This is a genomic window from Bacillus cereus group sp. BfR-BA-01383 (genome assembly GCF_022663495.1).
GTDB classification, from domain to species: domain Bacteria; phylum Bacillota; class Bacilli; order Bacillales; family Bacillaceae_G; genus Bacillus_A; species Bacillus_A cereus_AU.
Genome location: NZ_JAKUFP010000005.1, coordinates 169,879 through 194,633, shown reverse-complemented (window position 1 = coordinate 194,633; position 24,755 = coordinate 169,879). Strand labels below are relative to the sequence as shown.

The following is a 24,755-nucleotide window of genomic DNA, read 5'->3' as shown; positions in this document are numbered from 1 at the left end:
AATCTACGAGTAATTCTATATGAGCAATTCTATTACCTTTCCATTTAGGGTAAGTGAAATTTTCTCAATATTTATGTGTAAAACGAAAACAATACTTTAGAAATATATTTCTTTTCCAGTCATACAAAAAGGAAGTTGGAATCATTCCAACTTCCTTTTTTCTTTAATTAGCCGCGCTTAATTTAATACGGACTTTTGTCTCACCTAAGGAAATTTCATCGTCTTCATTCGTTAAGTGACTAAATGTAAATTGCTTGACGAGCAAGTTTTCCTCCAACAAATCTTTATGATTCGTTAACGTTTTCTGTAGTTCTTGCTCTGTATCAAGAATAACATCCACTCGTAAATTAACTGGTAAATTCAACTGTTTACGATATTCTTGAACGGCGCGAATGAATTCACGTGCTACCCCTTCTTGTAACAATTCTTCCGTTACATTTGTATCTAACATAACCGTATATTGTCCGTTAGTTGTATTAGAGAATCCTGATTTCGCAACTTTCTCTACCAATACATCTTCAGCCGTTACGACTACTTTTTCTCCTGATGCAGCTTCATATACTGCTTTTTCAGTTGAAACAAAGTTTTGTACTTCTTCTTGTGATAATTGTTTTAACCAGCCGTTTACTGCATTCACATTCTTACCGAACTTGGGCCCCGCCGTTTTAAAATTCAGCTTTAATTGATATGATGTGTACTTCGTTTCATCTAGTTCAACATGGAATGCTTTCACATTTAGCTCATCCATTACGATATCACGATAAGGTTCCCAATCGATATCATTCTCTTTATGCTCAAGTAATACAAGTTCTGATAATGGCTGTTTTACTTTTAAAGAATGTTGATTACGGTTACTTCTTCCTAGCTCAACAACTTGTAAAACAGCATCCATTTCCGCTTCTAACTTCGGCTGAAGTAGTGATTCATTTACAGCTGGATAATCTTCTAAATGAACGCTTCTTCCTTCTAAATTCAAATGAATATCTTCAGCAACAAACGGTGTAAATGGTGCAATTAATTTACTAATTGTTACAAGTACTTCATGAAGTGTCTCATATGCAGCTGCCTTTTCAGCATTCATACCAGATTCCCAAAAACGATTACGTGAGCGTCTTACATACCAGTTACTCACTTCATCTACAAGTGCCGCAATTTCACGAGCTGCATTCGTAAACTGATAATCATCAAGTGCTGTTCTTACCTTTTTCGTTGTGCTATGAAGTCTTGATAATACCCATTCATCTAATTTCGTCCGTTTAACATCATATGTTTCTTTCGGATTATACTCATCTAAATTTGCATATAAAACATAGAAGCTATACACATTGACTAACGTATCTACAAATTTCGATTTTGCTTCCAGTACTGTTCTTTCAGAAAAACGCTTCGCATTCCAAGGAGCACTGTCAACGAGTAGAGCCCACCTTAGCGCATCTGCACCAAATTTCTCTACTAAATCCACAGGGTCTAGTGCATTGCCTTTACTTTTAGACATTTTCTGTCCTTCTTCATCTAAAACATGCCCGAGTGATAATACTCGTTTATACGGTACTTTTCCAGTGTATAGTGCTGATACTGCTAATAAGCTATAAAACCAGCCGCGCGTTTGATCAATTCCTTCTGCAATAACATCTGCTGGAAACTGTTCTTCAAATAACTCTTTATTTTCGAATGGGTAATGATATTGTGCAAACGGCATGGAACCACTATCAAACCAAACATCAATTACTTCTGGTGTACGGTTCATTGTACTTCCGCATTTTCCGCAGCAAACTTGTACTTCATCTACATATGGCTTATGCAATTCTAAATCTTCAGGTGTTTCTTTCGTGCTATGCTTTCTTAATTCAGCAATGCTTTTCGGCGCAAATTGATGATCGCAGCTCTCACATTCCCATACGTTTAATGGCGTTCCCCAGTATCTATTTCGGCTAATATTCCAGTCCACCATATTTTCTAAAAACTTACCAAATCGTCCATGTTTCATATGATCTGGATACCAAGTAACAGAATCATTATTTTGTAAAAATGTATCTTTAATTGCAGTTGTTCGGATTAACCAACTTTCTCCTGCATAATAAAGTAGTGGTGAATCACAACGCCAGCAATGTGGATAGCTATGTTCATACTTTTCTTTATGATATAGCAACCCTTCTTTCGCTAAATAACGTACGATATCAACGTCACAATCTTTTACAAACTTACCTTTCAAAAATGGTACAGCTTCCGTATACTCACCTTTTTCATCTACAACATGTAAGAAAGATAATCCTTCGTTTTGAACGACTTTATAATCGTCCTCTCCATATGCTGGAGCAATATGAACGAGTCCTGTACCACTATCTGCCGTTACGAAATCAGCTGCGATGACACGGTAACCATTTGTAACTTCTTTCATCGGAAATGGTGCTGTATAAGATGTGTTTACTAATTCTTCGCCTTTATGAACTGATAATACTTCATAGTTTTCTTTTAATACATCTTGTACACGTTCTTTCGCAACAATGTATACATGATCTTCTTGTTTTGCTTTAACATATTCCATATTCGGATGTACAGCGAGTGCTACATTCGCTGGAAGCGTCCACGGCGTTGTTGTCCAACCTAGGAAATACTCATTTTCACTATCTTTCACTTTAAACTTAACCGTTGCACTTAAATCTTTTACTGTTTTATACCCTTGTGCAACTTCATGTGAACTAAGAGATGTTTGACAGCTTGGGCAATATGGAGAAACTCTATGCCCTTTATACAACAAGCCTTTTTCATGAATCGTCCCTAAAATATGCCATACACTTTCGATATATGGATTTTCTAAAGTAACATATGGATCATCCATATCTACCCAGTAACCGATACTTTCAGTGAATTCACGCCACTGCTTCTCATATGTGAATACACTCTCTTTACACTTCTTAATAAACGGCTCAATTCCGTACTCTTCAATTTCATGTTTACCCGAAATACCGAGTTGCTTTTCAACACCTAATTCTACAGGTAAACCATGTGTATCCCAGCCCGCTTTTCTTAATACTTTATAGCCGACCATCGTTTTATATCTTGCTACTACATCTTTAATCGCCCGCCCGAGCGCATGACCAACGTGTGGTAGTCCATTCGCTGTTGGTGGTCCTTCATAAAATACGAAAGATTGTGCACCTTCTCGATTCTGAATTGATTGCTCGAAAATACGTTGTTCGTTCCACTGCTTACGAATACGTGTTTCTCTCCCTACAGCTGACTCTTTTACATCTACTTTTTTCATGTACAATCACTCCTTTGAATTTTTTAAAAAAGCACACAAAAAACCCGTCCCTATGAAGTAGGGACGGGTTTACCCGCGTTACCACCCTAATTCTATTAGCTTTTCACTAATAGCACTTAGCAACGTACTAACATACGCGTTCTTTTTGTAACGGTAGACATCCGTCCGGGCTTACTTATGTTCAGCCACGGCTCCTCGGAGATGATTTTCAAATAACGTCTGCACACCGGCTTTCAGCAATACACCGGCTCTCTGGAGAACAGCTCACTATTTTACTCTTTCTCGTCTTCAGATTTGTATACTTTATTAAAAGTTATTTTATGCTATTCAACAATTAATTGTCAACTAATTCGAAATATATATTTAATTATGCCCTTTTTTAACTATTCCTATACAGTTACTTCTCAAGTTCTCGTATTCCTGCTAAATCTTCATCCTCCTCGATAAGCTCAGCAAAGAATCCCGTTTCATCTTCACGAAGTACAATTTCAAGTTCTTTTTTAGCCTCTTCATTTCTGTTTAAAAGCGCTAAGTAACAAGCATGATCATATCTTGCTAACAAATTATTTGCATCAACAATTAATATTTCACTCGTTACTTTTTCTGCCTGTATCGTTTGTCCAGCCCCATGATACGAAGATGCTAAAGAAAGAAGAATTGCCGTTTCATTTGAATGATGTATAGAAGCACCTTCTAATAAATGAATTGCCTCTTCAAATCTCTCTTGACTTTGGTACATTTCTCCTAAAACAAGGAATCCTCTACTTACAAACGGTGTTTTTTCCGTTAATTGTAAGCATATTTTTTCTGCTTTTCTTTCTTCTCCAGCTCTCTGGAATACTTGTGCTTGCAAAAGAAGAGTATCATAATCATCCGGTAGCTCTCGGACCATTTGCTTCGTTAACTCTAGAGCATCTCGTAACATCCCTTCTTCCTCACACTCGATGAAAAGATTTACAAGTTGCTTTGCTACCTCATAATCCCATTTATTTTCTATCGCTGTTTGCAAAACTTCTATCGCTTCTTTATTCATCGCTGCATTCTCGTAGAATAGTGCAAATCGCTGCGCTGCCATACTATTTTTCGGATTTAACTTTAACGAAATTTCATATAAATCAATGATTGTTGTAATCATTGAAATTTCTTTCGCGCGATTTTTCATACGATAAAAAGCTCTCGTAAATATAGATTTTTTCGGTTGTTCATTTTGTTGACGCACAATCCAACATTCCGTAACCGCAGCTGCTGCATACATAAACGCAGCACTTTTTTCTGCTTTTTTCACTTGTAATGTATGAAGAAAATCTCGTATGCTAGACAATTTCTTATGCTGTTCTACTGCTTTTACATAAACATCAAAAATACGTTCATTACCTATATCTTGTTGCATTACTTTCATTGCAACTTCCATCGCTTTTGCATCTCTTTTTTTCACCAATACATTCGCATAATGATATAGAACTTCCGTATGTTCACCATCTAATTGTATCGCTTGCTCAATTTGTTCTTTTTCCTTATCTATTTCATTCATTGCTCCATATACATATGCAATCGCATCTAATCGCCATATTTCAGGCACTTCCTCTGCTAACTGTTCTAATTCCGTTAGCAGCTCTTCTTGTAATCCTACTTCTACTGAAAGCTGCGCCAAGTATTCCATATTTATATGCAATGGTTCTTCTTTCATCGCCTGAACCATATGACTTTGTTCCTTTGAACGATTTTCTTCTTTTTCGTATATTTCTGCAAGCTGTAAATGTACACCAACGAAATTTCCATCAAGTTCTAAACATGTTTCATACGCTTGTTTTGCTTCTGTCAATTGCCCTAATGCCATGAGTGTTTCGCCAATTCTGTAATAAGGTAATGCCGTGTTCTTTTGTTCTATTGCCTTATTATATCTTTTCATCGCTTGACCGTACTGTCCAATAGATTCATATAAAATACCTGTATAACAACTGTATTCACTTACTTCATTTCTTTCTTTTTGTAACGTTCTTAAAAATGCTATACCTCGTTGTACAAACACCGTTCCTTTAATTCGATTTACATATTCATCTAACGCACTTGCTACATTATAATCTCCCTGCTTTATACCACTCTCTAATTTAGCCAATGCTACTTTTAGCTCTTCCTCATTTCCACCAAGTTCAACCTCTGCATCCCATAAAACCATTCCTGCATTCATAAGGAAATCTTGACTCTTTTCAATTTGTTCTTCGATACTGAGAATATATTTTTTCGCTTCCCTATATTGCTCTTTTGCCATATAGACTTGAGTAAGTCCGAAATGAGAATAAACATCTTCATTATTTTCTTCTAAAGCACGCTTATACAATACTTCTGCTTCTTCCAAACTATCATTCTGAAAATGATAGTCACCTAACCTTACGTAAAGAGGTGCTTTATCATCACAATTCTCAATGCCTTCTAATAAAATTTCTTTCGTACTTTCCTCATCCTTCAAATCTGATTCGTATATTTCCGACAGTTTCGTATAAATGTAAGATGCATTACTATCCAAATGAATCGCTACTTTAAGCCCTTTTATCGCTAAATGTAATTTCCCTAATTGATGTGCACATCTCGCTCGCTCATACCATACATGCGCCTCATTTTTATACTCTTTTAACAAATCATTAAAGATTTCATACGCTTCTTCATATCTTTCTAAGTCGATTAATATTAAACCGTGATTCGTTAAAGTGAACCTTTCAAGACTACGCTCTAAAGCAACTTGAGAAAACTGCAACGCATTTTCAGATTGATCGATATACATATAGGATAAAGCGAGAAAACTCCATGCAATCGGCTGATCTGCATCCAATTGCAATGATGAACGAAAACTTGAAATCGCTTCTATATACTTTTCCTGTTCAAATGCATACCTTCCATTTATCAAATGATATAAAGCACGGTTATTTTTCTTCTCAACACTTGCCAGCATTTGCCCAGCTTTCTCCATTTCTTGAAGACGAATAAAGCATTGTGCACCATGCAATTCAACAAAATCCGAGTTCGGAAACTTTTCCGTTAACTTTTCTATACAATATAGAATAAACTCTTTATCCACTTCAACATCTAAGTGCTTAACCGTATATAACCACGTATTCGGATTTTCACTCGTCTCTTTTAAAAATCTTACTAATTTACTTATTCCCTCTTTATCCTGTTCATCTAAATGATCCGTAAGAGAAAAAATAGATTTAAAATAACGATTTTCTTCTTCATTTAAAAATGCTAGTTGCTCCTTCTTTTCTTTCGGAACAAACGTAATCGCTAAACAACCTGTGTAACGATATCTCTCTTGCAATTTACTATATTCCACAAGAACTGGTTCTATAAAATTCGGATCTTGAACATAAAAAGCTTGTAACGTATCATCATATCCAGATAGTACTTGCACATGTGAAGCATGTTCAATGTCTATACTTAATAATACAGGAATCCCCTGGTCAATCAGTCTCTTATAATTTTCCTCATTCCCTTTAAAATAACGGTATTCATAACCTAGTTCTTCTAAATAAGAAACTGTATCTGAAAACTTCGAACCTGTCATATCAAAAATAAACTCTGCTATTTCATCCTGCGTACGTTTTTCTCCCCATATTTGCAACATCATTTCTAAACTTGTCGGAACACAATAATTATCCTTTTGTACAATTGGAACTATCGGTAAGTGTACCTTTTTTCCATCTGGATTTTTTTCTAAATTATGATATAAAGACTCTTTTAAAGTTTTTTCTTTTTTTAATAGCACTTGTAAATCTACAAGTTTATTCATTTTGTACAGCCCTTCTGCACGTAAATGTACAAAGTAAGCTTCATAAGCATGATAAGGAAGCTGATGATTAATGTTATCCATTACCGCTAACATCTCTTCATATTGCCCTAAATCTAATAAATACTTTACCTTTTCAAAATGAAAATATGGTACTTGTGGAAACTTTACAATTGCATCATCAATTAGCTGTAATGCACGTTTTTGTTCCCCTTTATTCGCATATAACTGTGATAATAAATATGTGGATAGTTCTTCACAATCTTTATGCTGCATGCCAGCTATAAATTGTTCCTCTGCCTTCTCCCATTCACCTGTATGCATATAGACGTAGCCCCATTTATCAAAGACTGCACGTCTACTGTACTCCTCTGCTTTTTGCATATAGATTAGCGCTTCTTCATTTCGTTTCATTTCTAACAGACATCGTACTAACGTAAAATATGTTTTCGCTAAAAAATCAGCATCTATTTCTTCTTTATTTACCTTTTCTAAAGACGATTTTAACAACTGTTCTGCTTCAAGAATTTTCCGCTCATCAATTAGCTCGTCACAATATAAAGAGAGCGTTCTCATATTTGGGAATTTTTTATAGGCGTAGCGAATGAGGAATGAACTGTATTGGTGCATAAGACCTTCATCAGTAAGGCGAATTAATATATCAAACTCCTCATGTGAAGAAATATTAGCAAGCCAATTTTTCACATAAGATAAAGTATTCGTTTCTTTTATATATGAAATTTCTTTATTTATTTCCTGTAATCCATCTACAAATCTCTTGTCTTTTAAACAAGCTTCTAACTGCTTAAAATCTAGCATGCATTCACCTCGAATTTATATTTATACTGCTATTTGCGGGCAGTAAAACTTCAACCTCAAAATCCCGCTGGAGCAAAGAAGTTAGGTGGGAGTCGGGCTGCGCGTAAACGCCCGATTGGTGTGGGCTAATAATCAGTGGGGCTGAACAAAACCCCCACTGATTAAAGTTTCACTTTATACTGCTACTTGCTTAGATTTTACACATCATATTGTAGGTATTCAACTATAATCTCTTATAATGAGTGGTATTATTTAATGTTATTCGAATTTATAACAGAATATAGTAAAAACAATTGTTTTTCTTCGTATTTTGTTTGATTATATGGAATAACAAAAATGAAGATCTTATCTTTTTGAATTTGAAATTAGTACATGAAATTATATCGGCGATAATTCAAATATATTAGCGATGAGATGATGATATCGACTTGCCAACATTAAGTGATATTTTTTCATTTATCAAATTTCAAATCTGCAAAAACACCGTAATGATCGCTAGGAAACACGCCAAATGAAGTTAGTGATGTATCACCAAGTATAGATACCTTTTCAATTGTGGGAATTTCAAATGAGTCATTTTCTTGTATCATAATCCAATCGTATCTTTTTTCTTGCTTTACATCGCCTTTTAAATTCGGATTCTTTTTATAATCTAAAGTTGGTTGAGCTATCATGTTCTCTTGATCTTCTTTGAACTGAGCTACATCTATCCAATGCTTGCTAATTAAGTATTGATGCACCATTGAATATGGATCATCATTAAAATCACCACATAATAATTCATAATCACTAACGCTGTTTTTAATCCAATTATTCACAGTATTCATTTGTTCTTGTCTTATCCTACTAGATTTCCAATTTAAATGAATATTCGTTATTCCAAACTTGTACCCTTTATATTTAAACATGATTCGAATGGCACAATAATCCGATTCCTCTATATCTGTTTCCCAAATAGCTTCTTCAGCTAATATAGGGGTTTTACTTAAAAAGGCTAGTCCTTCATCTGGAGAATCGGGGTACTCTTTAAATATACAAAACGGATATCCAGTTTGATCCGCTATATACTGCGCAACATTTTTCTTTGATTCATAAGTAACACAACTTCTAACTTCCTGTAGAGCAAGAATATGCGGGGAAATATTTCGAACTTCCTCACAAATGGCTTCTAATCTCTCAACCCAAAAACTCTCATGATTCCATATATTAAAAGTAGCAATCCTAATCATATCGCTACTTTTTAACATTCTATTTCACCAAATGTAATTTTCATATTCGGAGCATATACTAAAGATGAATGTATATGAAATACTTTAAAAAATCGTAACTCGGCTTCATATTGAGCTAATGCTTCATCATATGCTAATCCTCTTGCCATTAAACGTTCTGTAAATAGCTGTTTATCTCCTGGATTGCCCGCTATTCCCTCTTCTTTTAATGAATGATACAGTCTATGTTTATCATTATGATGCATTTTAGAGTCTAAAAAGTTCACTTTATCACTCACTCTACACTCAATATTTTTCACGCCTAATTCACTTAAATACAGCGGTATTTTCATGCCGATATTTCCATCCTTACCATTTCTTTGTGTGTCTCTTTCAAATACTTTCTGCAAAGCACCTAGCCTGATAATTTCTGATTGATTCTCTCCATCTAATACGTAGGAAGACATATTTGAAATCCAATGTGGTTCAAAACAGATTACTTTACCGCCATCCTTAATTGAATGTACCATTTTTTCTAGCATCGTTTTTGGTGAACTCATATGTAATAAGAAGGCATGGCAGATTGCTATATCGTATTTATTTTTCAATTCAATTTCTGTAGCATTCCCTTCAATAAATTCTGATTCATATGGAAGTGAACGAAATAACTCTCGCGCTTCAGCTATTAATGTTTCCCCGCTATCAATACCCGTATACTTTGAGCCCTTTGGAAGTAAAGGCAACAATACTAGGCCTAAATAGCCGTATCCACAACCGTAATCAACAATATGTACTGGCTCAGAAATCTTCCAAACTGAATTCACTAGAAATCTTAAATAATCATCATTATAATATAATTCTCTCGTATTTTTTAAATATGTTAGTTTACTGTTCCAATCATACGTTTCCAAGTCTAACGCCTCCTTTTATATACAAAACTAAAGTTCTCTATATAATAACCGTATTCCTACACTATTCTTAAAATTTCAAAGTAAAAAAAGCTAGTGCATTGTTAACGATACGCTAGCCTTTTTTATTTGGAAGAAAGATAGACAATTAGAAGTTTAATCAGTACAATCACAATCTAAACAATCCGTACAGTCTAAATCGCCACAATCTGAATTTCTCTTTCTTTTGTTTCTTTTAAGATAATAATACAGTAGCACAATCATTAGTGCGCAAATAACAAAAGCTATTATTGCTTCTGCATACTTGTTTTGAATAATAAAACCTATTCCACTTCCCCCTGAAATAAAAATTAGAATTAAGTAGATCCAGAACATGTAAGTAGTTACCTCCGTTAGTATATGCCTTAAGATAAAATCCATATAATACTAGATGAAATGAGTAATCCCATACCGTTACCGCTTAATATACCGGTAATTACTCTTAGCAAATTTGTGCTGCTTCTCCATTTCAACTTTTGGGTGAATCCATCGATAAGTAGTGGAATTTGAGCACAAAATGCTAACACTAATGAAAGAGTATACGAAGGCACTATAAAAAAATATATTGGAAACATAAAGAACCCAATAAACATACCTGTGCATCTCGCACATAAAGGTATGTATTTTTGTAATTTCATAAAGCTTCTTTCCGATCTTCTATGACAAGGAATTTGTAAAATAAAAGTTCGAATCAATATGAATCACCCTCTCTAAAAAGATTTTAATTGATTTTGCAAAAAAATTATATATCAATAAAAAAACAAACCAGGTTCATACTAGACCCGGTTTGTCAGTTTACTACTAAGTTCATAATGATTATGCTCATTTTTACATCTCCTCAGGTGCCTCCACCCCAAGTAACCGTAACCCTTCTTTTAATACAACCGTCACAGCATACACTAATGCAAGTCTGCTATCTTTTTCTTCACTCTCTTCCAATATACGTACATTTCCGTAATATTTATTGAACGATTGTGCTACATCTAATACGTATTTCGAAATGATTGATGGCTCATTTTTGTTGAAGGCTGCTTCAATTACTTGCGGGAACTTGTTTAGTAATTTTACGATGCTCCAGCTATGATTATCTTTTAAGGCAAACGTACACGTTTCAAATTCCACACTTTCTTTTCTTAAAATAGAGCAAGCACGTGCATGTGTGTACTGTACGTACGGTCCTGTTTCTCCTTCAAATTTCAGCATGTTTTCTAATGAGAATTCAATATTATGCATACGCTCATTTTTTAAATCGTGGAAGATGACTGCCCCAACACCGACTTGTTTTGCTACTTCTTCTTTTTGTTTTAAGGTTGGATTTTTCTCTTCAATATTTTGTTTTGCAAGCTCAACTGCTTCTTCTAATACTTCTTCTAGTAAAATAACTCTTCCTTTACGTGTCGACATTTTCTTACCGTCTTTTAAAATGAAGCCAAACGGTACATGTTCCATTCCATCAACCCAACCATAGCCAAGCTTTTTTAATACAGTGAAAAATTGATTGAAATGTAAACTTTGTTCAGGTCCTACTACATATAACGCTTTATCAAATCCATATATGTTTTGACGATATAAAGCTGCCGTTAAATCACGTGTTGCGTAAATAGTCGCACCATCTGATTTTCTAATTAAGCAAGGCGGCATGCCCTCTTTTTCTAAATTAACGACTAATGCGCCTTCTGATTCTTCAAGTAATTCATGTTCCTCTAAAATCCCAATAAAATCTTCCATTAAGTTATTATAAAAAGCTTCTCCTTGAAAATTAGTAAATTCCACGCCGAGAAGTTCATAAATGCGAGAAAATTCTTTTAAGGATTCGTGACGGAACCAATTCCAAAGCTCAACTGCTTCTTCATCACCTTCTTCTAGCTTTTTAAACCATGCACGACCTTCTTCTTCTAGTTCTTCATTCTCTTTTACTTCTACATGAAACTGAACGTATAGTTTAAATAATTCACGTATTGGATCCTCTTTAACTACTTCTTCATTTCCCCATTTTTTATATGCGGTAATTAACTTTCCAAACTGAGTTCCCCAGTCTCCAATATAATTAATGCCTACAACTTCATATCCACATTTTTCTGCGATATGCTTCAGCGAATTACCAATCATTGTAGAACGTAAATGCCCCATCGAAAAAGGTTTTGCAATATTCGGAGAAGAATAATCGATAACTACTGTTTTTTCACATCCAATGTGATTTTGACCGTATTCTTCTTTCTCAGCTAAAACCGTTTTTAATACTGCATCACTTACAGTTTCACGATTAAAAAATACATTTACATAAGGACCAACGGCTTCTACTTTCGTAAAGAACGGATCATTTAATTTCTCTGCAATTTCCTTCGCAATAATGGCTGGTGATTTTTTATATTGCTTCGCTAGTGAAAAGCATGGGAACGCTGCATCTCCGAATTCATCTTGTTTTGGTGTTTCAATTAAGTCTAAAATTTGACTTTGCGTTAATTCATTCGTAAAAATATCGGATAAACTTTCCGCAAACTGCGTTTTATAATCCATACTACAACCTCCTTATTTTTTAAAACACAAAAAACTCGTCTCTAAAAAGAGACGAGTTTGAACCCGTGGTACCACCCTTGTTGTTCATTACGAACCACTTTCCCGTTTATAACGAGGACAGGGGGCCTCGGCTTACTCTACTATTCATTCAAGAAGCATCTCCGAAGTGCGCTTCATCCTTTTCTTCCGCACTAGGCTCACACCATCCCTAGCTCGCTTTCCTTCTAAAAAAGACTACTCTCTTCATCACAGACAGTATATTTAATTAATTATTGCTTATTATACATCTTTTCAAACAATTAGCAAGGGGCAATTACACCAAAGTGAAACTTTGCACTTTTTCTTTTGTACACGTGAAAATTGTGTTTTTCAAATCTAGAACTACGGAAATGATCTTTCAGAACGACACGCTTTCTCGCCACACGCTTCGCTTCTGTAATTGTTTCATCAGTAATATCATGATACAAAGCGAAGTGTTTTAACCCTTTAATTCCATCGGATTCTATGACAGTTTCTTCAAACATCGGATCAAGGTATACAACGTCATAACTATTATCTTCACATTGTGTTAAAAATGCGAAATGCTCCGTTTGCTTTACATCGATTCTTTGCATTGCCTCATCAATTTCAGAAACGGATGAAGACCATGTTTTTAAACCATTTTTCATAATATAAGCCATATATTCATTGCCTTCAAGTCCTGTTACTTTTCCACTTTCACCAACAACATAACTAGCCACAATACTATCTGATGCCATACCGAGCGTACAATCTAACACTGTCATTCCACTCTCTAATTTGGCAGCTTGTACAAACGGATCGTGTTCTCCACGCATTAACCTTTTCACACGAAACATCGCTGAGTTTGGATGAAAGAAAAACGACTCTTCCGTACCTTTCGGATAAATGGCTAATCGATTTTTCCCTACGACAAGTACATCTTGTTCATACTGCTCATGCAGTTTATGTACAGGTATATCATTACGGATAACGAAAGAACTATGTAACTCTTCAGCTACCTTTTTTGCATAATCCGTCATTTCTTTATTTGTTCGTCCTGCTGTTGTTACTATCATTGTTTCACCTCTATATAAAGAAAAGAGGGAGATTTACTCTCCCCCTTCTTTAGCAATTCTTTTCGAAAGCTTGTTCTAAGTTCGCAATAATTTCGTCCATAGTTGCACCTTCAATTTCATGACGGTGAATGAAGTGAACAACTTCTTTACCTTTTAGTAATGCCATAGATGGTGAAGATGGAGGAATTTCTCCGAAGTATTCACGCATTTTTGCAGTAGCATCTTTATCTTGTCCTGCAAATACAGTTACAAGATGATCCGGTTGTTTTTCAGCACGAACAACCGCTTGACCTGCTGATGGACGTGCTAAACCAGCTGCACAACCACAAACTGAGTTTACAACTACTAAAGTTGTACCTGATGCATTCTCCATAAATTCTGTAACAGCTTCTTCTGTAGTTAATTCTTCAAATCCAGAACGCACTAATTCTTGGCGCATTGGAATTACCATTTGACGCATGTATTCTTCATAAGCATTTGACATCGTGTAATCTCTCCTTCAACTTTCATTCCAAATTCATCATATCACGCTCTATTAATAGGTGCAAAAGAAAGATAGTGATGATTTCATTTTTTTGAAGGGATTTCACAAACCCCTTCACGACAATGTCCAACTGGGACAAGTTTTCTATTGTTAGCGATATAATCGTATACGTTACTTCCAAATCCAAGTACGATAGATAGTTTTATAAAAGGCACTGCAAACCAATAAGATGGGACGGCTTTTGCTAATACGTTGATACTATGAATTCCGTCATACCATTTATTATTTTTTAAAATATACAGCCTTTGTTCCATCTTACTTTGTAGTTCTTGAGAAAGATCATACTTCTTAACTACATCTTCATCCCGAAATGAAACAAATTTCATCTTGCCCTTTTTATCTAACTTCTTCGTACGCTCTGCAACTGCTGTACACATCGGGCACCAACTATCATAGAAAACAATCATACATTACTCCCCTTTACGAGACTCCGTCATTTGCTTCCATACAGAACCTTTCGCTTCTTCTCCGCCTTCAATACGTTCTAAAGCCAAACGCGCTTGCATCGCCACTTCAAACTCGGGATCATCTTGCGCTGCTTTTAGTGCCGGAATTGCACTTTCATCACCAAGTTCAAATAAGAACATTGCTGCACGCCAGCGCACTAATTTACTTGAATCTTTCAGAGATTTAATCATAACGAACATCGCTGCCGGATCACCTACATCTGATAAGCAATCGCCCGCTGTACGGCGAACACTCACAGAACGATCTAACAACGCTTTATATAATAACGGCAATACTTCTTCACCTTTTACCATACCTAAATAAGCTGTTACTAAACGGCGGATCGATACTTTCTCATCATCTAGCGCCATTTTCAATACTGGCATATCTTCTTCAGTAGGATCCATTTGCTCTAAAGCCGCAAAACGTTTCTTCCAATCAGAATCTTTCATCATCTCTTCTGTTACTTTATATGGTTCACGCTTTTGAATCGTTACTTCAACTGCACCTGCTTGATTTAATAATTCTTTAACCGTTTGATTTACACGTTCTTCTGAATAAGCAGCAACAATTTCTTCTACTACTTCTTTTCCGATTTCTTCAAAATTACCGTAACGTGTACTTTGTTCTACCCATTTACGCTCTTTCACAACGTTAGGTGCAGACATTTGTACTTTCATAATTGACTCTTTAAAACGATCAGGTAAGCCAACACGCTCTTCTGTCGTTCCATCTGTTAACTTCACTTGCATCGGAATAGTAAAGAACATTTGAACAAACACTTTCACTTCTCCAAAATGTGAAAGTTGTTGTTCTTCACTTTCTTCCACTATTTCTTCACCGAAAACGGCACGAACTTGTTGTAATAAAACTTTCCAGTCATACTTCGCATTACGCTCTACTGCTAAAAAGTCTGCAACATGGTATACACCTTTAATACCTTCAATTTTCAAAATTTCTTGTACTTGCACTGGTGCTTGTTCTACATTTTCATTTGTATAATTATTACGTGCTCCTGATGGTAATACTTCATTCAAAATAACTTTCATTGTATTTGGACTTGGCGTCGGTTCAATTGCTTTAATTTTCACGTAAAAATACTCTCCTTTATTGCGTGTTCTTAGGTGTATTGTAACATGTTCCACCTCTATACTCCTACTCGGATGCTTTATTTTACTAATTCCCATTCTACATTTTTTAGAAATTTAATTATTTCTATTTTCGCCTACTCGTTCCGGAACTATAGTTAAAAAGTATACAACAGCTACAAGAAAATTTATCTTCGATTATTACAGAAGCGAAAGCAATAGAGGGCTACGCTACATAGCCCTCTTAATTTTTAATGCTCTTTACGTTTTATTGCGATGCCCCCTCCCTCCTTCTCTCTAAAAATGTAATACTCTCAATCACAACTTCAGTTCTATATATTCTCTTTCCTTGTTCATCATCGTAATTACTCGTATGAATACGTCCAGTAATTCCTACAAGTGCCCCTTTCGCACAGTATTCTGATACATTTTCAGCCGATCTTCGCCAAACGACACAATTAATAAAATCTACTTGTTGTTCACCTAAACTATTTCGAAAACCTCTATTCACCGCAACACATATTCGTGCATAAGCGACTCCTTGTTTTGTGTAGTATAATTCTGGCTCCTTTGTCAATCTACCTCCATTATGGTAAGTAGTGTTTTTGTATAAATTCTATCAACCCTTGATAAATAGCCTTTTGTACTGTGAATTCCGTTTTTTATAATTGGACAAAAAGCGTATTAACATCAGGATATTTCATCCAGTAAAAAGGGATGAAATTTTGGACAACCTTGAACTGAAAGGTTGTATAAAAACCAAAATAAAGAGCCGTCTTTCGACGGCTCTTATTGCAGTAAAGCTATCCATTAGTTTAATAAGGATAGATAATATTTAGTTCTGTTACTTTATCATTGTACGCCGAGCCTTTGTGTATTTTACCAAATTAGAAGTTTTTTTGTGATAAAAACCCTCTAAACAACACTTCTTCTGGAAATCTAGTAAACTTTGATATTAGGGATACTGCCGCATGCCCATCAAGCTAAGGAATTAATTGTACCTCAAAACGAAAAAATGAGCCGCCCTCTCATAAATAACTGTAAAAAGGTCACATTTTCGTTATGGGGGGGTCTTAAAATAGAAACTTGTCCCCTAACTTAGAGTGTTACTCCAATTATCTTCAACAGGTCACAATGAATCTGCTTCCAATCTTGATTCAAATTAATCGTTTTTACACTCACCCTGACACCGTTCCCCTCATAGTTAAGATCAACATGTTCTTTAACCGTTGGGTAGAGTAATATCCCTTCCCATACTGTATCTTCACTTGAATGACTAAGGCTATTGCTTAGGTAAGAGAAAAGCTGGTATAAATGTTCAGACCGAATTGTCTTTTTCCCTTGATAGACCTGAAACATTTCTAGATAATACTTAGTGTCAATAATGATGTTTCGCTGAGTTGAATGGCAGGTAATGTCCGTGCGCATTACCGGTAAGTAATCTTGCTCATTAGGATTAAGGTTTTGGAGCTCCCATCTTACCTGTTTACTCGAAATTTTATATTGACTCTGTTCGTATCGATAATAATTTCGAATAAAGGTTTCGAATATAATCGCCATCGTCTTACGATCTTTATGGAAATCCTTGAATTGAAACCGGCCAGTACTTTCTTCCGGTAGCAGATTTTCATAAATAAAAGCACAAACCGCAGTTAGAAAACGATAAAATGAATTATTACGATGGATTCTTACCATTGAAAAATGAGAACGCTGCAATCGAATTAATGTAATATTGTTCAACCTTCGATAAACAGACAGTAGTTGTTTCCTTATATCTCTATCTAACTGAGTTGTTTTAATCAAGGAATGTATGGTTGATTTTATAATTTGATTGGTTAGAACATCATAATTAAATTCATCAAATTGACAATAGGCTTTTGCTTGTCTAAAGGAAAGTTGCTTTATAGAATGAGCAAAATCGATTTTCCCCCGGATTCCCCTTATCTCTTCATGAAACGGGTTATAGTCACGATCCAATCCCCTTTTTAACTGCAATTTAACTCCTTTAAGCAGTACATTGGCAAATAGATCGACAATTTGATTCGCTCCTGAAGCGTCAACGTTCACCAAATCCTTCTCTTTAGGCCTATCCCAAGCATAACAAAGCATATAATAAATATTCTGTATTGGTATTTCACTCATAATCTCAAAACATCCTTCATCTAGCTAGTAGTTCCTCAAGCTCATCGGAAACTTTTTCCGGATTATCAAACCAATATTCTTGTAGCAGAGGTATTATTTCATATTTAATTACTTTTTCATACCAATTCCAGTTTAATGAGAGATTTTCTGCTTCCGTAGTAAAATAACTATGTCCAATTACAAAGCCTGGTCCAAGGTCTTTTTCTTCGGAAATTTTCTCGTTTAATGGGATAATCTTTTCAAGAATCTGACTAACCACTTCTTCTTCTGCTTCTCTAGATTGTAGGTACTCCAAAAAGAGGTGACTAGATAGTTTGGATTGTAATGATATGAAACTAAACCTCCTCCTTAGGGCATAGTCTACCATGGCAAGTGATCGGTCTGCTGTGTTCATAGTCCCAATAAGGTACAAATTCTTCGGAATATAGAATGTATCTTCTAATTCCCGAGAATAAGTTAGATTTATCGCATGTTCCTCGCCTCTTTTGCTCGTTTCAATAAGTACCATAAGTTCACCAAAAATCTTACTTAGATTCCCCCTATTGATTTCATCAATGATTATGAAATAGTTGTTACCTTGATCTCGTTGTGCTTTTTTACAGAAGTCATAAAATACACCATTTTTTAATTGAAAGCCCCCATGTTCAGCAGGTCTAAAACCTTGAATAAAATCTTCATAAGAATAAGATTGATGAAATTGTACCATTTTTACCCGTTCATCATTCTTCTCTCCCATCATGACATAAGCAAGTCTTTTTGCTAGAAACGTCTTACCAACCCCTGGTGGCCCTTGTAAAATAACATTCTTTTTATATGAGAGCATACCAAGAATCTCTTTAAATTCATCTCGATTAATAAACAAGTCTGCTAAAGCATTATCAATGTTATAGTTAAGATAATGACTAGTTCTATTTCCACTCACATTAACCTCATCGATGATCGATTGAATTATTTCAAATTCTTCTTTTGTCAACTGGAACAGACTACCTTGGTTGTTAATTATAGGTTCAGCCCTTTGAAGTTCGGGCACACCCTTTAGTTGTTCATATGGTATTGTATTTAGAAGTTGTTCGATTTTTTTAAAGGAAATGACTTCCCTTCCCTCTTCATCAACATGCAACCCCTTCGTTATCTCACTCATGCCGACAACTTCTCTAACAGGAGTTGAAACATAACTTACTACCAAATCACCGGATTTAACCTTGCGAAAATGCTTATATTTCTGGCGTTTATTCCCATTCTCACTGTAAGCAGTATAACTCTGGGTTTCTCCAATCTCTGTTGACTGAAAATCCCAAATCTTTGGATTTGCGTTTAGCCACCAATAATTTATTGCTTCCGTACTATCACTTCTTACATCCTCATCAGTTCTATTTGTTTCTGTTGGCCCAGTCAAAGTATATAAAAAGTGTAATTCATCTATTTTAGCCCCTACTAATTCAGTGACTATTCTTTCTTCCATTCCGGATGTTTCCGACCTGCTAAGCAACCATCCTATGCGAATCCATAACTGATTATCGTTCTTAATAGAGTTGAGTTTGTCATTTCGTATACTCTCGTCTGTTAAAAATTCCTTGAGGCTAACATATTTATCATAGTCTGATTCATTTGAGAGCCAGACTTTATAATTTTCATTATCAATATTATCCGTCTCAACCCATTCAACTAAAAATTCAATCCACCTGTTATGATCTTGTATCGTATTGGTTGACTCATTTTTTTTGTAATTATGCCATTCCAAGTAAACTCGAATATCATTCTTGTTTATCATAGCTGCTATACAAGACGATGATTTCATTCGATTTTTTTCTTTAAAACGCGTCCAAAATCTTTTGGATAAATTCCCGCTATTTTGCCATTGTTCCGTAGCCTCAATGCCAGTATTTCCTGAGGTAACTTTGGCCAGACTCTTATCCATTAGGCTCTTCCAGATATTCCATGCTTTTTGGTATTCATCACGTACCCCGCTGTATTCATTTTGTTCCCTTCGATAAGTAAAATCCTTGCGATCAAGGATATGATGAATATATTCTAATTCATTCACTAAACCCACCTCTTTTTTTCCATTGATTTTGTATATGTGATTATCTTATTTTTCTAAGACAGGCTGAGATAATGGATTATTATCGATTCTCTCTCTTTTTTCCATTTCCAATAACTGCTAATATAATAATATACCTATTTATTTTATAATACTTTAGCCAAATAGGTAAAACATCTCCATTACCATTCTAATTAAATGACTAAACTTAGAAAGTGCAATGAGTTCTATACACAGTTCTATTTTCCATCCTATGTTGCTTATTCAACACGTCAACATCTGTTCAGGTAATAGGTATAATACAACTTGAATTCCCTGCCTCTTCCTATGTCTTGCTTCTACTGTCCCCAAGGATTACAGCCTCACCGAAAACTAACCTTTGTTGTTCCGGAGAAAAGCTATAGTGCTAATTTCCCTCAAATAAAAAAGCTAAACATAGAATGCCTTACAAATCCTATGTTTAGCCTCCTCCTCATTTCAATGTAATCCTTCAATATGTCAGTACCTGTTCCATTAGTAAATAAAAAGCAACTTGAAAAATCCACCTTCCTTTGTTCGGGTTTAACCTTTATCTACTGCAGACCTAGCTCAATACTCTTATACATAAATCGAGAATACCTATGTTAGTTTTGCCACTCCATCGACTAAATTTAATATCTGATTCCTTTCTATTCGGTTCAACATCCTGTACCCTTCTTTTTAGACAGTCACTATTTCTTAATTGCTAGATTTGCAGTATTGATTCATTTAATATAAATCATTGTTACGGACAAGTAATTTACCAAATAAACCGTCGATAGCTCATTCAGGACGCTATAAGGCGCAGTAAATACTCTAAGGAAGGGGTGTACTTTTTAATGTATAATGGATATCCATTACCTCTTGGTAAAAACAATCATCAATATTACGAATGGGATTTTGAATCATCTGTATCTCACCCGTTTGCGTATTTACTAAATACAAGAAATACGCGTCTTTTAAGACTTCAGCCTTCTTTCGTTCTGTACGAGATAAATAAAAATGTTCGTTATCAAACGTCTTTATCTCAATAAACCGATTTGGCACTGGTGATGGCGATGTAAAAGATTTCATATCAAATCCCGCTGATAAATGTGTTTTAGAAATGAGCTCACATCGTGTTGCCTCTTCACACATGCCTAATTTCTTCAGTCGTTCAACTTCAAACTCATAAGCTATTTTCTCAGCTAGGTCCCCCAATTTTTTCTGGATTTCCTGTAGCTTGTTAAAGTCTTCATCTGAAAACGCATAACCTTCTAACCACTTAATAAAACAAGGTAGCTTCGGATCTAAAACAACATTTCCATGTTCATAATGTAGAATCCCTACATCTAACAACAGCTCAATCATCGGGCGATAAACCTTCGGAATTTCAAGCTCCTGAAGAATGAAATCATACTTTAACATTAGGCAGAACACCTCATAAATTTCCTTCTCAAACCGGCGCATTAGTGGCTTCGCAAAAAGCTTCAACTGTTTTGCAAAAAATAGATTTCTTGAACCAAGAAGCATACTTGCCTCATTCGAAAAGATAACTTCTTGATTAGCTGTAAGCTCAATCAGCTGATATGCCCGCAATTCTTGCAAAATTGATGGATCAAGCTGTTGAATCAACAACTGAGTTTCAATGACTGGTAGCCTCATCGATAAATTACTCGCTCTAGTCGCCTCAATGATTTGCAAAGCCTTCATCATCTTTTCAAATTGAACCATGTTGATCACCAACTAATGTGTTGATATGTTGTAATACGGCTTTAAAATCGGCTTCCTCCCCAAGGTCACATCCGTTAAACTCTCCTGTTGCAACAGGTACTTCATTTGCTAAAATCGCGTTCATACGAAGTTCCTTCTCCTCAAGACGCTGTAAAATCACTTTATCAACCGAGTTTTTGTTTTTGATATAGTAATACTTTGTTAAAATTTTCGAATCTAGTCCAACACGATGAATACGGTCGCGTGATTGCATTGAATGTGCTGCATTAAAGCTCCAATCCATGTATATCGCCACGTGACAATGGTGATGCAGTGATACCGACTCAGCTAATGTTTGAGGATTGGCAATTAATACGCTACCTTTATTTTCTCTGAAACCGTTAATCTCGTTATCACGCGTTAATGAATCCGTTACCTCATCAGTTGCTTCTTTTGGAATTTCTCCATAGACATGGAATACTTTTACACCTTGGTTCTTGAAGTACGTGTGTAAATCTTTAATATTTTGAACAAAGTCACTCCAGATTAGCACGCGCTCTCCTTCTCGAACATGGCTCATCGCAATTTCAACTGTCTTTGTAAACTTACTTGACCGTTCATAATCTTCGTAGTTTTTCACATAATCCACCAACTGACCTGTAACAAATCTATCGTCGATTGAGTTTTTCAGTAACGCTGGGTTCGAGCTAATTTGACGAAGACGGATGATTTTCGCGCGACACCAGTTCACATAAACATGACGGTCCACCTCATCAAAACCTGCTACTTCATCTGAAATTTCTTTTGCAAGTAAGTCGTATAACTTACGTTGAATCGGCATCATTTCAACAGGAACAACCATTGTTTCAGTTGGAGGAAGATTTAAATCAGCTTTCGTCACACGATGACTGATTGCATTAATCATATCCATCAACTTCTCTTTCTTCGTAGCCATCTCCAGCTGCGTTGAGAAAGATTGGCGGTTTCCTAAAACAAGCTCACTCCCCACTAAAAATGTAATCTGGCTCCAAAAATCTGTTTCCTTATTTGGAGCAGGCGTTCCACTCGCGATAATGCGCACTTTTCCGTACGGAGCAATCTGTAACATATCATTTGCCCACGTTGCATTAGGTGAAAAATTTTTGAAATAATGACTCTCATCAGCGACAATCATGTAATTATCCCGAGTTAACAACCCCTTTACTAATTCTAAATCGTTCGATAATGTTGCATGGTTAATTAAGTAAAGGTCAAAATGTTTGTTTGGCTCATAGTAAACTTTTCGTTTCGGTCCATTTAAATATGCAGCACTTGGCTTATATCCAAAGCATTCTTCAAACTCACGAATCCAAGCTTCAAATGCACTCATCGGACACACTACTAATATTTTATTGACCTTCTTCACAACATGTTTGTGATAACAGTAAGATGCATAAATCATCGTTGTTTTTCCTGCACCTGGTACTGAAAAATTCGCAGAATTAATCGCCGTAATACTATGCTTCACAATATTTTCTTGGAAAGGTAATAGCTTTCGATTAAAATAGGGTAATTTTAATGTTGTAGTCGTTGGATTCCGTTTAATCATCGCTGCATGATGTAGACGTTGGGTCGTTTCATCAATTGCTTGTTTTTCGTTAACAGCGCGTTCAATTACTCCGGATTCATCTACAAGCTCATACCGCTTACGTTGTAGATTTTTTTGTAGATGTAAAAGCAATTTTGTGCGCGCTTCTAGTATCGGCATTTCATATAAGTTGCAATTTCGATGCAGGACAAATCCTGCATTTGTAAACGATGATTTTTTCGTACCTAGCATTAAATCTGGATACGATGAGACATCGATTTGTAACACATCGTTGTTTAGAACGCATATGACTTTATTACAAGTACTTTGGTTTGCCTGCTTCATCTAGAACCTCCTGGATAAACGATTTCGTTTGAGCTTCCAAATTTCTAAGTTCTGCAAGGATTTGGACCTTGTCGCCTTTTTTGTATGTCGAGAAACCTTGCTCAATGTTAATACTATCAATTTGCTTTACGAGTTTAGCAATTGTTTTCGCAATCGTTTCTTTGTTTTTGTACATTGCCGCTAAGTCTTTAGCAATCTTCAGATTTGTTTGTACCTTTTCTACATCTGTTGATTCAGCTGAAGAAGCTAATAGATTGAAAATCTTCGGGTCTTGCGATGCATATAGAAGGGTATCACGTATTTCTTTATGTCCAATGATATTTTGCTTTTCACCCATATTGTGCTTCATCAGACCGTAGAATACTTCTTCGATTAAAACGACATCACCATCTTCCTGTAAAATACGTTCAGATTCCTTCACTAACTCATAAAAGTGCTCAAGCATGTTTTCAACTTCGGTATACTCATATGGCTTTCCTATTTCTTCTAAAAATTCTTCTACTTTTTCAAGCACCTTTAATCCACGCTCAATGTCTTTTTTCTTCATAGAAAACTTTTTTGATAAATTTTCGATTGAATGCTTTAGTTCTATGCCACGACGAATCATAAATAAACGGTTAATCCCTTTATAGTCTTCCTTATAATCTGTAGTGATTTGCAAGCCTAGCTCGATGTCAAACAGCTCTTCTTCTGTTGTTTCATCAGGTAATATTGATACTAAGATTGTTTTGGCTCCAATACGTTCCAAAGCTGCTCGACGTCGGTTTGCATTAATTAGACGTCCTGATTTCGTAATTAAACCTGGCTCTGTTTGACCTGGGGCCTTCATTTGATTGATTAGGTTTTCCGATTCTTCATTGTTTGGTAAAAGCATGTTCATTATCGCTTTCATATGACGCGGATTTCCTTCTTCAATCACAACGTTGTGTCCCTTCTCATACTGCATACGCTCCGCACCAATTCGAGAGTTTTTATGGCTACAGTATGTTAACTCTAATGGCAATTCGTAAGCTGATAATTCATATTTTTTATTACCAATACGATGTGTTACCATCCGAATCTTATCCACTTGATAATTTTCAATAAATGCTTTAACTAGTTGTTCCCGTTCCTGTATTGATAGATATTGTTCATTACTTACTTTTGTCATAAGTAAACAACCTCCTTTTTAGTTATCGTTTTACTAAGTTGTTTTTAGTTTAAACCACGCTTCTACATTAATCAAGTATTTTTAATACTAAATTTTCAGTCATATAAA

Annotated in this window: 17 protein-coding genes and 2 other annotated features; all 17 genes read right to left on the bottom strand. The window is 35.5% G+C overall.

Annotation, left to right across the window (positions count from 1 at the left end; all coding sequences use genetic code 11):
• Nucleotides 1–163 precede the first annotated feature (163 nt).
• The 17 genes from ileS to MR065_RS07695 all read right to left on the bottom strand — a co-directional run bounded on the left by ileS (nucleotide 164) and on the right by MR065_RS07695 (nucleotide 24,647).
• Nucleotides 164–3,265, bottom strand: a complete 3,102-nt coding sequence (ileS, locus tag MR065_RS07775; RefSeq protein ID WP_242213181.1) for an isoleucine--tRNA ligase — start codon at nucleotides 3,263–3,265, stop codon at nucleotides 164–166.
• Between the two features lie 56 nt (nucleotides 3,266–3,321).
• Nucleotides 3,322–3,563, bottom strand: a binding site (T-box leader).
• 99 nt (nucleotides 3,564–3,662) lie between these two features.
• Nucleotides 3,663–7,865 (bottom strand): bacteriocin-processing peptidase family protein, encoded by a 4,203-nt coding sequence (locus tag MR065_RS07770; RefSeq protein ID WP_242213180.1) that lies wholly within the window; start codon nucleotides 7,863–7,865, stop codon nucleotides 3,663–3,665.
• A 452-nt stretch (nucleotides 7,866–8,317) separates the two neighbouring features.
• Complete coding sequence (locus MR065_RS07765; protein WP_242213179.1) at nucleotides 8,318–9,112, bottom strand: endonuclease/exonuclease/phosphatase family protein; 795 nt, start codon at nucleotides 9,110–9,112, stop codon at nucleotides 8,318–8,320.
• Nucleotides 9,106–9,984, bottom strand: coding sequence for a class I SAM-dependent methyltransferase (locus MR065_RS07760; RefSeq protein ID WP_242213178.1), 879 nt, complete (start codon nucleotides 9,982–9,984; stop codon nucleotides 9,106–9,108). Before MR065_RS07760 ends, MR065_RS07765 begins: the two co-directional genes overlap by 7 nt.
• Nucleotides 9,985–10,137: 153 nt before the next feature.
• Entirely contained in the window at nucleotides 10,138–10,356 is a 219-nt protein-coding gene (locus tag MR065_RS07755; protein ID WP_097903193.1) for a hypothetical protein, read from the bottom strand.
• 29 nt (nucleotides 10,357–10,385) lie between these two features.
• Entirely contained in the window at nucleotides 10,386–10,715 is a 330-nt protein-coding gene (locus MR065_RS07750; protein ID WP_242213177.1) for a DUF2085 domain-containing protein, read from the bottom strand.
• A 133-nt stretch (nucleotides 10,716–10,848) separates the two neighbouring features.
• The gene (gene argS, locus MR065_RS07745; RefSeq protein ID WP_242213176.1) at nucleotides 10,849–12,537 is read right to left on the bottom strand and encodes an arginine--tRNA ligase; all 1,689 of its coding nucleotides are present in this window, start codon (nucleotides 12,535–12,537) and stop codon (nucleotides 10,849–10,851) included.
• 44 nt (nucleotides 12,538–12,581) lie between these two features.
• Nucleotides 12,582–12,796: a binding site (T-box leader), on the bottom strand.
• 40 nt (nucleotides 12,797–12,836) lie between these two features.
• Complete coding sequence (locus tag MR065_RS07740; RefSeq protein WP_242213175.1) at nucleotides 12,837–13,613, bottom strand: class I SAM-dependent methyltransferase; 777 nt, start codon at nucleotides 13,611–13,613, stop codon at nucleotides 12,837–12,839.
• Between the two features lie 49 nt (nucleotides 13,614–13,662).
• Nucleotides 13,663–14,097: a BrxA/BrxB family bacilliredoxin gene (locus MR065_RS07735; protein WP_242213174.1), complete on the bottom strand. Its 435-nt coding sequence runs from the start codon at nucleotides 14,095–14,097 to the stop codon at nucleotides 13,663–13,665.
• Between the two features lie 83 nt (nucleotides 14,098–14,180).
• Nucleotides 14,181–14,564, bottom strand: a complete 384-nt coding sequence (locus MR065_RS07730) for a thiol-disulfide oxidoreductase DCC family protein (RefSeq protein ID WP_098991585.1) — start codon at nucleotides 14,562–14,564, stop codon at nucleotides 14,181–14,183.
• A gap of 3 nt (nucleotides 14,565–14,567) precedes the next feature.
• A complete protein-coding gene (locus tag MR065_RS07725) occupies nucleotides 14,568–15,695 on the bottom strand; it encodes a conserved virulence factor C family protein (protein ID WP_242213173.1) in 1,128 nt (375 codons plus the stop codon).
• A 265-nt stretch (nucleotides 15,696–15,960) separates the two neighbouring features.
• A complete protein-coding gene (locus MR065_RS07720) occupies nucleotides 15,961–16,269 on the bottom strand; it encodes a single-stranded DNA-binding protein (protein ID WP_242213172.1) in 309 nt (102 codons plus the stop codon).
• A 521-nt stretch (nucleotides 16,270–16,790) separates the two neighbouring features.
• Entirely contained in the window at nucleotides 16,791–17,834 is a 1,044-nt protein-coding gene (gene mcrC / locus MR065_RS07715; protein ID WP_242213171.1) for a 5-methylcytosine-specific restriction endonuclease system specificity protein McrC, read from the bottom strand.
• Between the two features lie 16 nt (nucleotides 17,835–17,850).
• Nucleotides 17,851–19,878, bottom strand: a complete 2,028-nt coding sequence (locus MR065_RS27575; RefSeq protein ID WP_242213170.1) for an HI_0552 family protein — start codon at nucleotides 19,876–19,878, stop codon at nucleotides 17,851–17,853.
• A gap of 831 nt (nucleotides 19,879–20,709) precedes the next feature.
• The gene (locus tag MR065_RS07705) at nucleotides 20,710–21,606 is read right to left on the bottom strand and encodes a protein NO VEIN domain-containing protein (protein ID WP_242213169.1); all 897 of its coding nucleotides are present in this window, start codon (nucleotides 21,604–21,606) and stop codon (nucleotides 20,710–20,712) included.
• Nucleotides 21,593–23,497, bottom strand: a complete 1,905-nt coding sequence (locus MR065_RS07700) for a DEAD/DEAH box helicase (RefSeq protein ID WP_242213168.1) — start codon at nucleotides 23,495–23,497, stop codon at nucleotides 21,593–21,595. Before MR065_RS07700 ends, MR065_RS07705 begins: the two co-directional genes overlap by 14 nt.
• Complete coding sequence (locus MR065_RS07695) at nucleotides 23,469–24,647, bottom strand: hypothetical protein (RefSeq protein WP_242213167.1); 1,179 nt, start codon at nucleotides 24,645–24,647, stop codon at nucleotides 23,469–23,471. The genes MR065_RS07700 and MR065_RS07695 overlap by 29 nt, the downstream gene beginning before the upstream one ends.
• Between the last annotated feature and the right edge of the window lie 108 nt (nucleotides 24,648–24,755).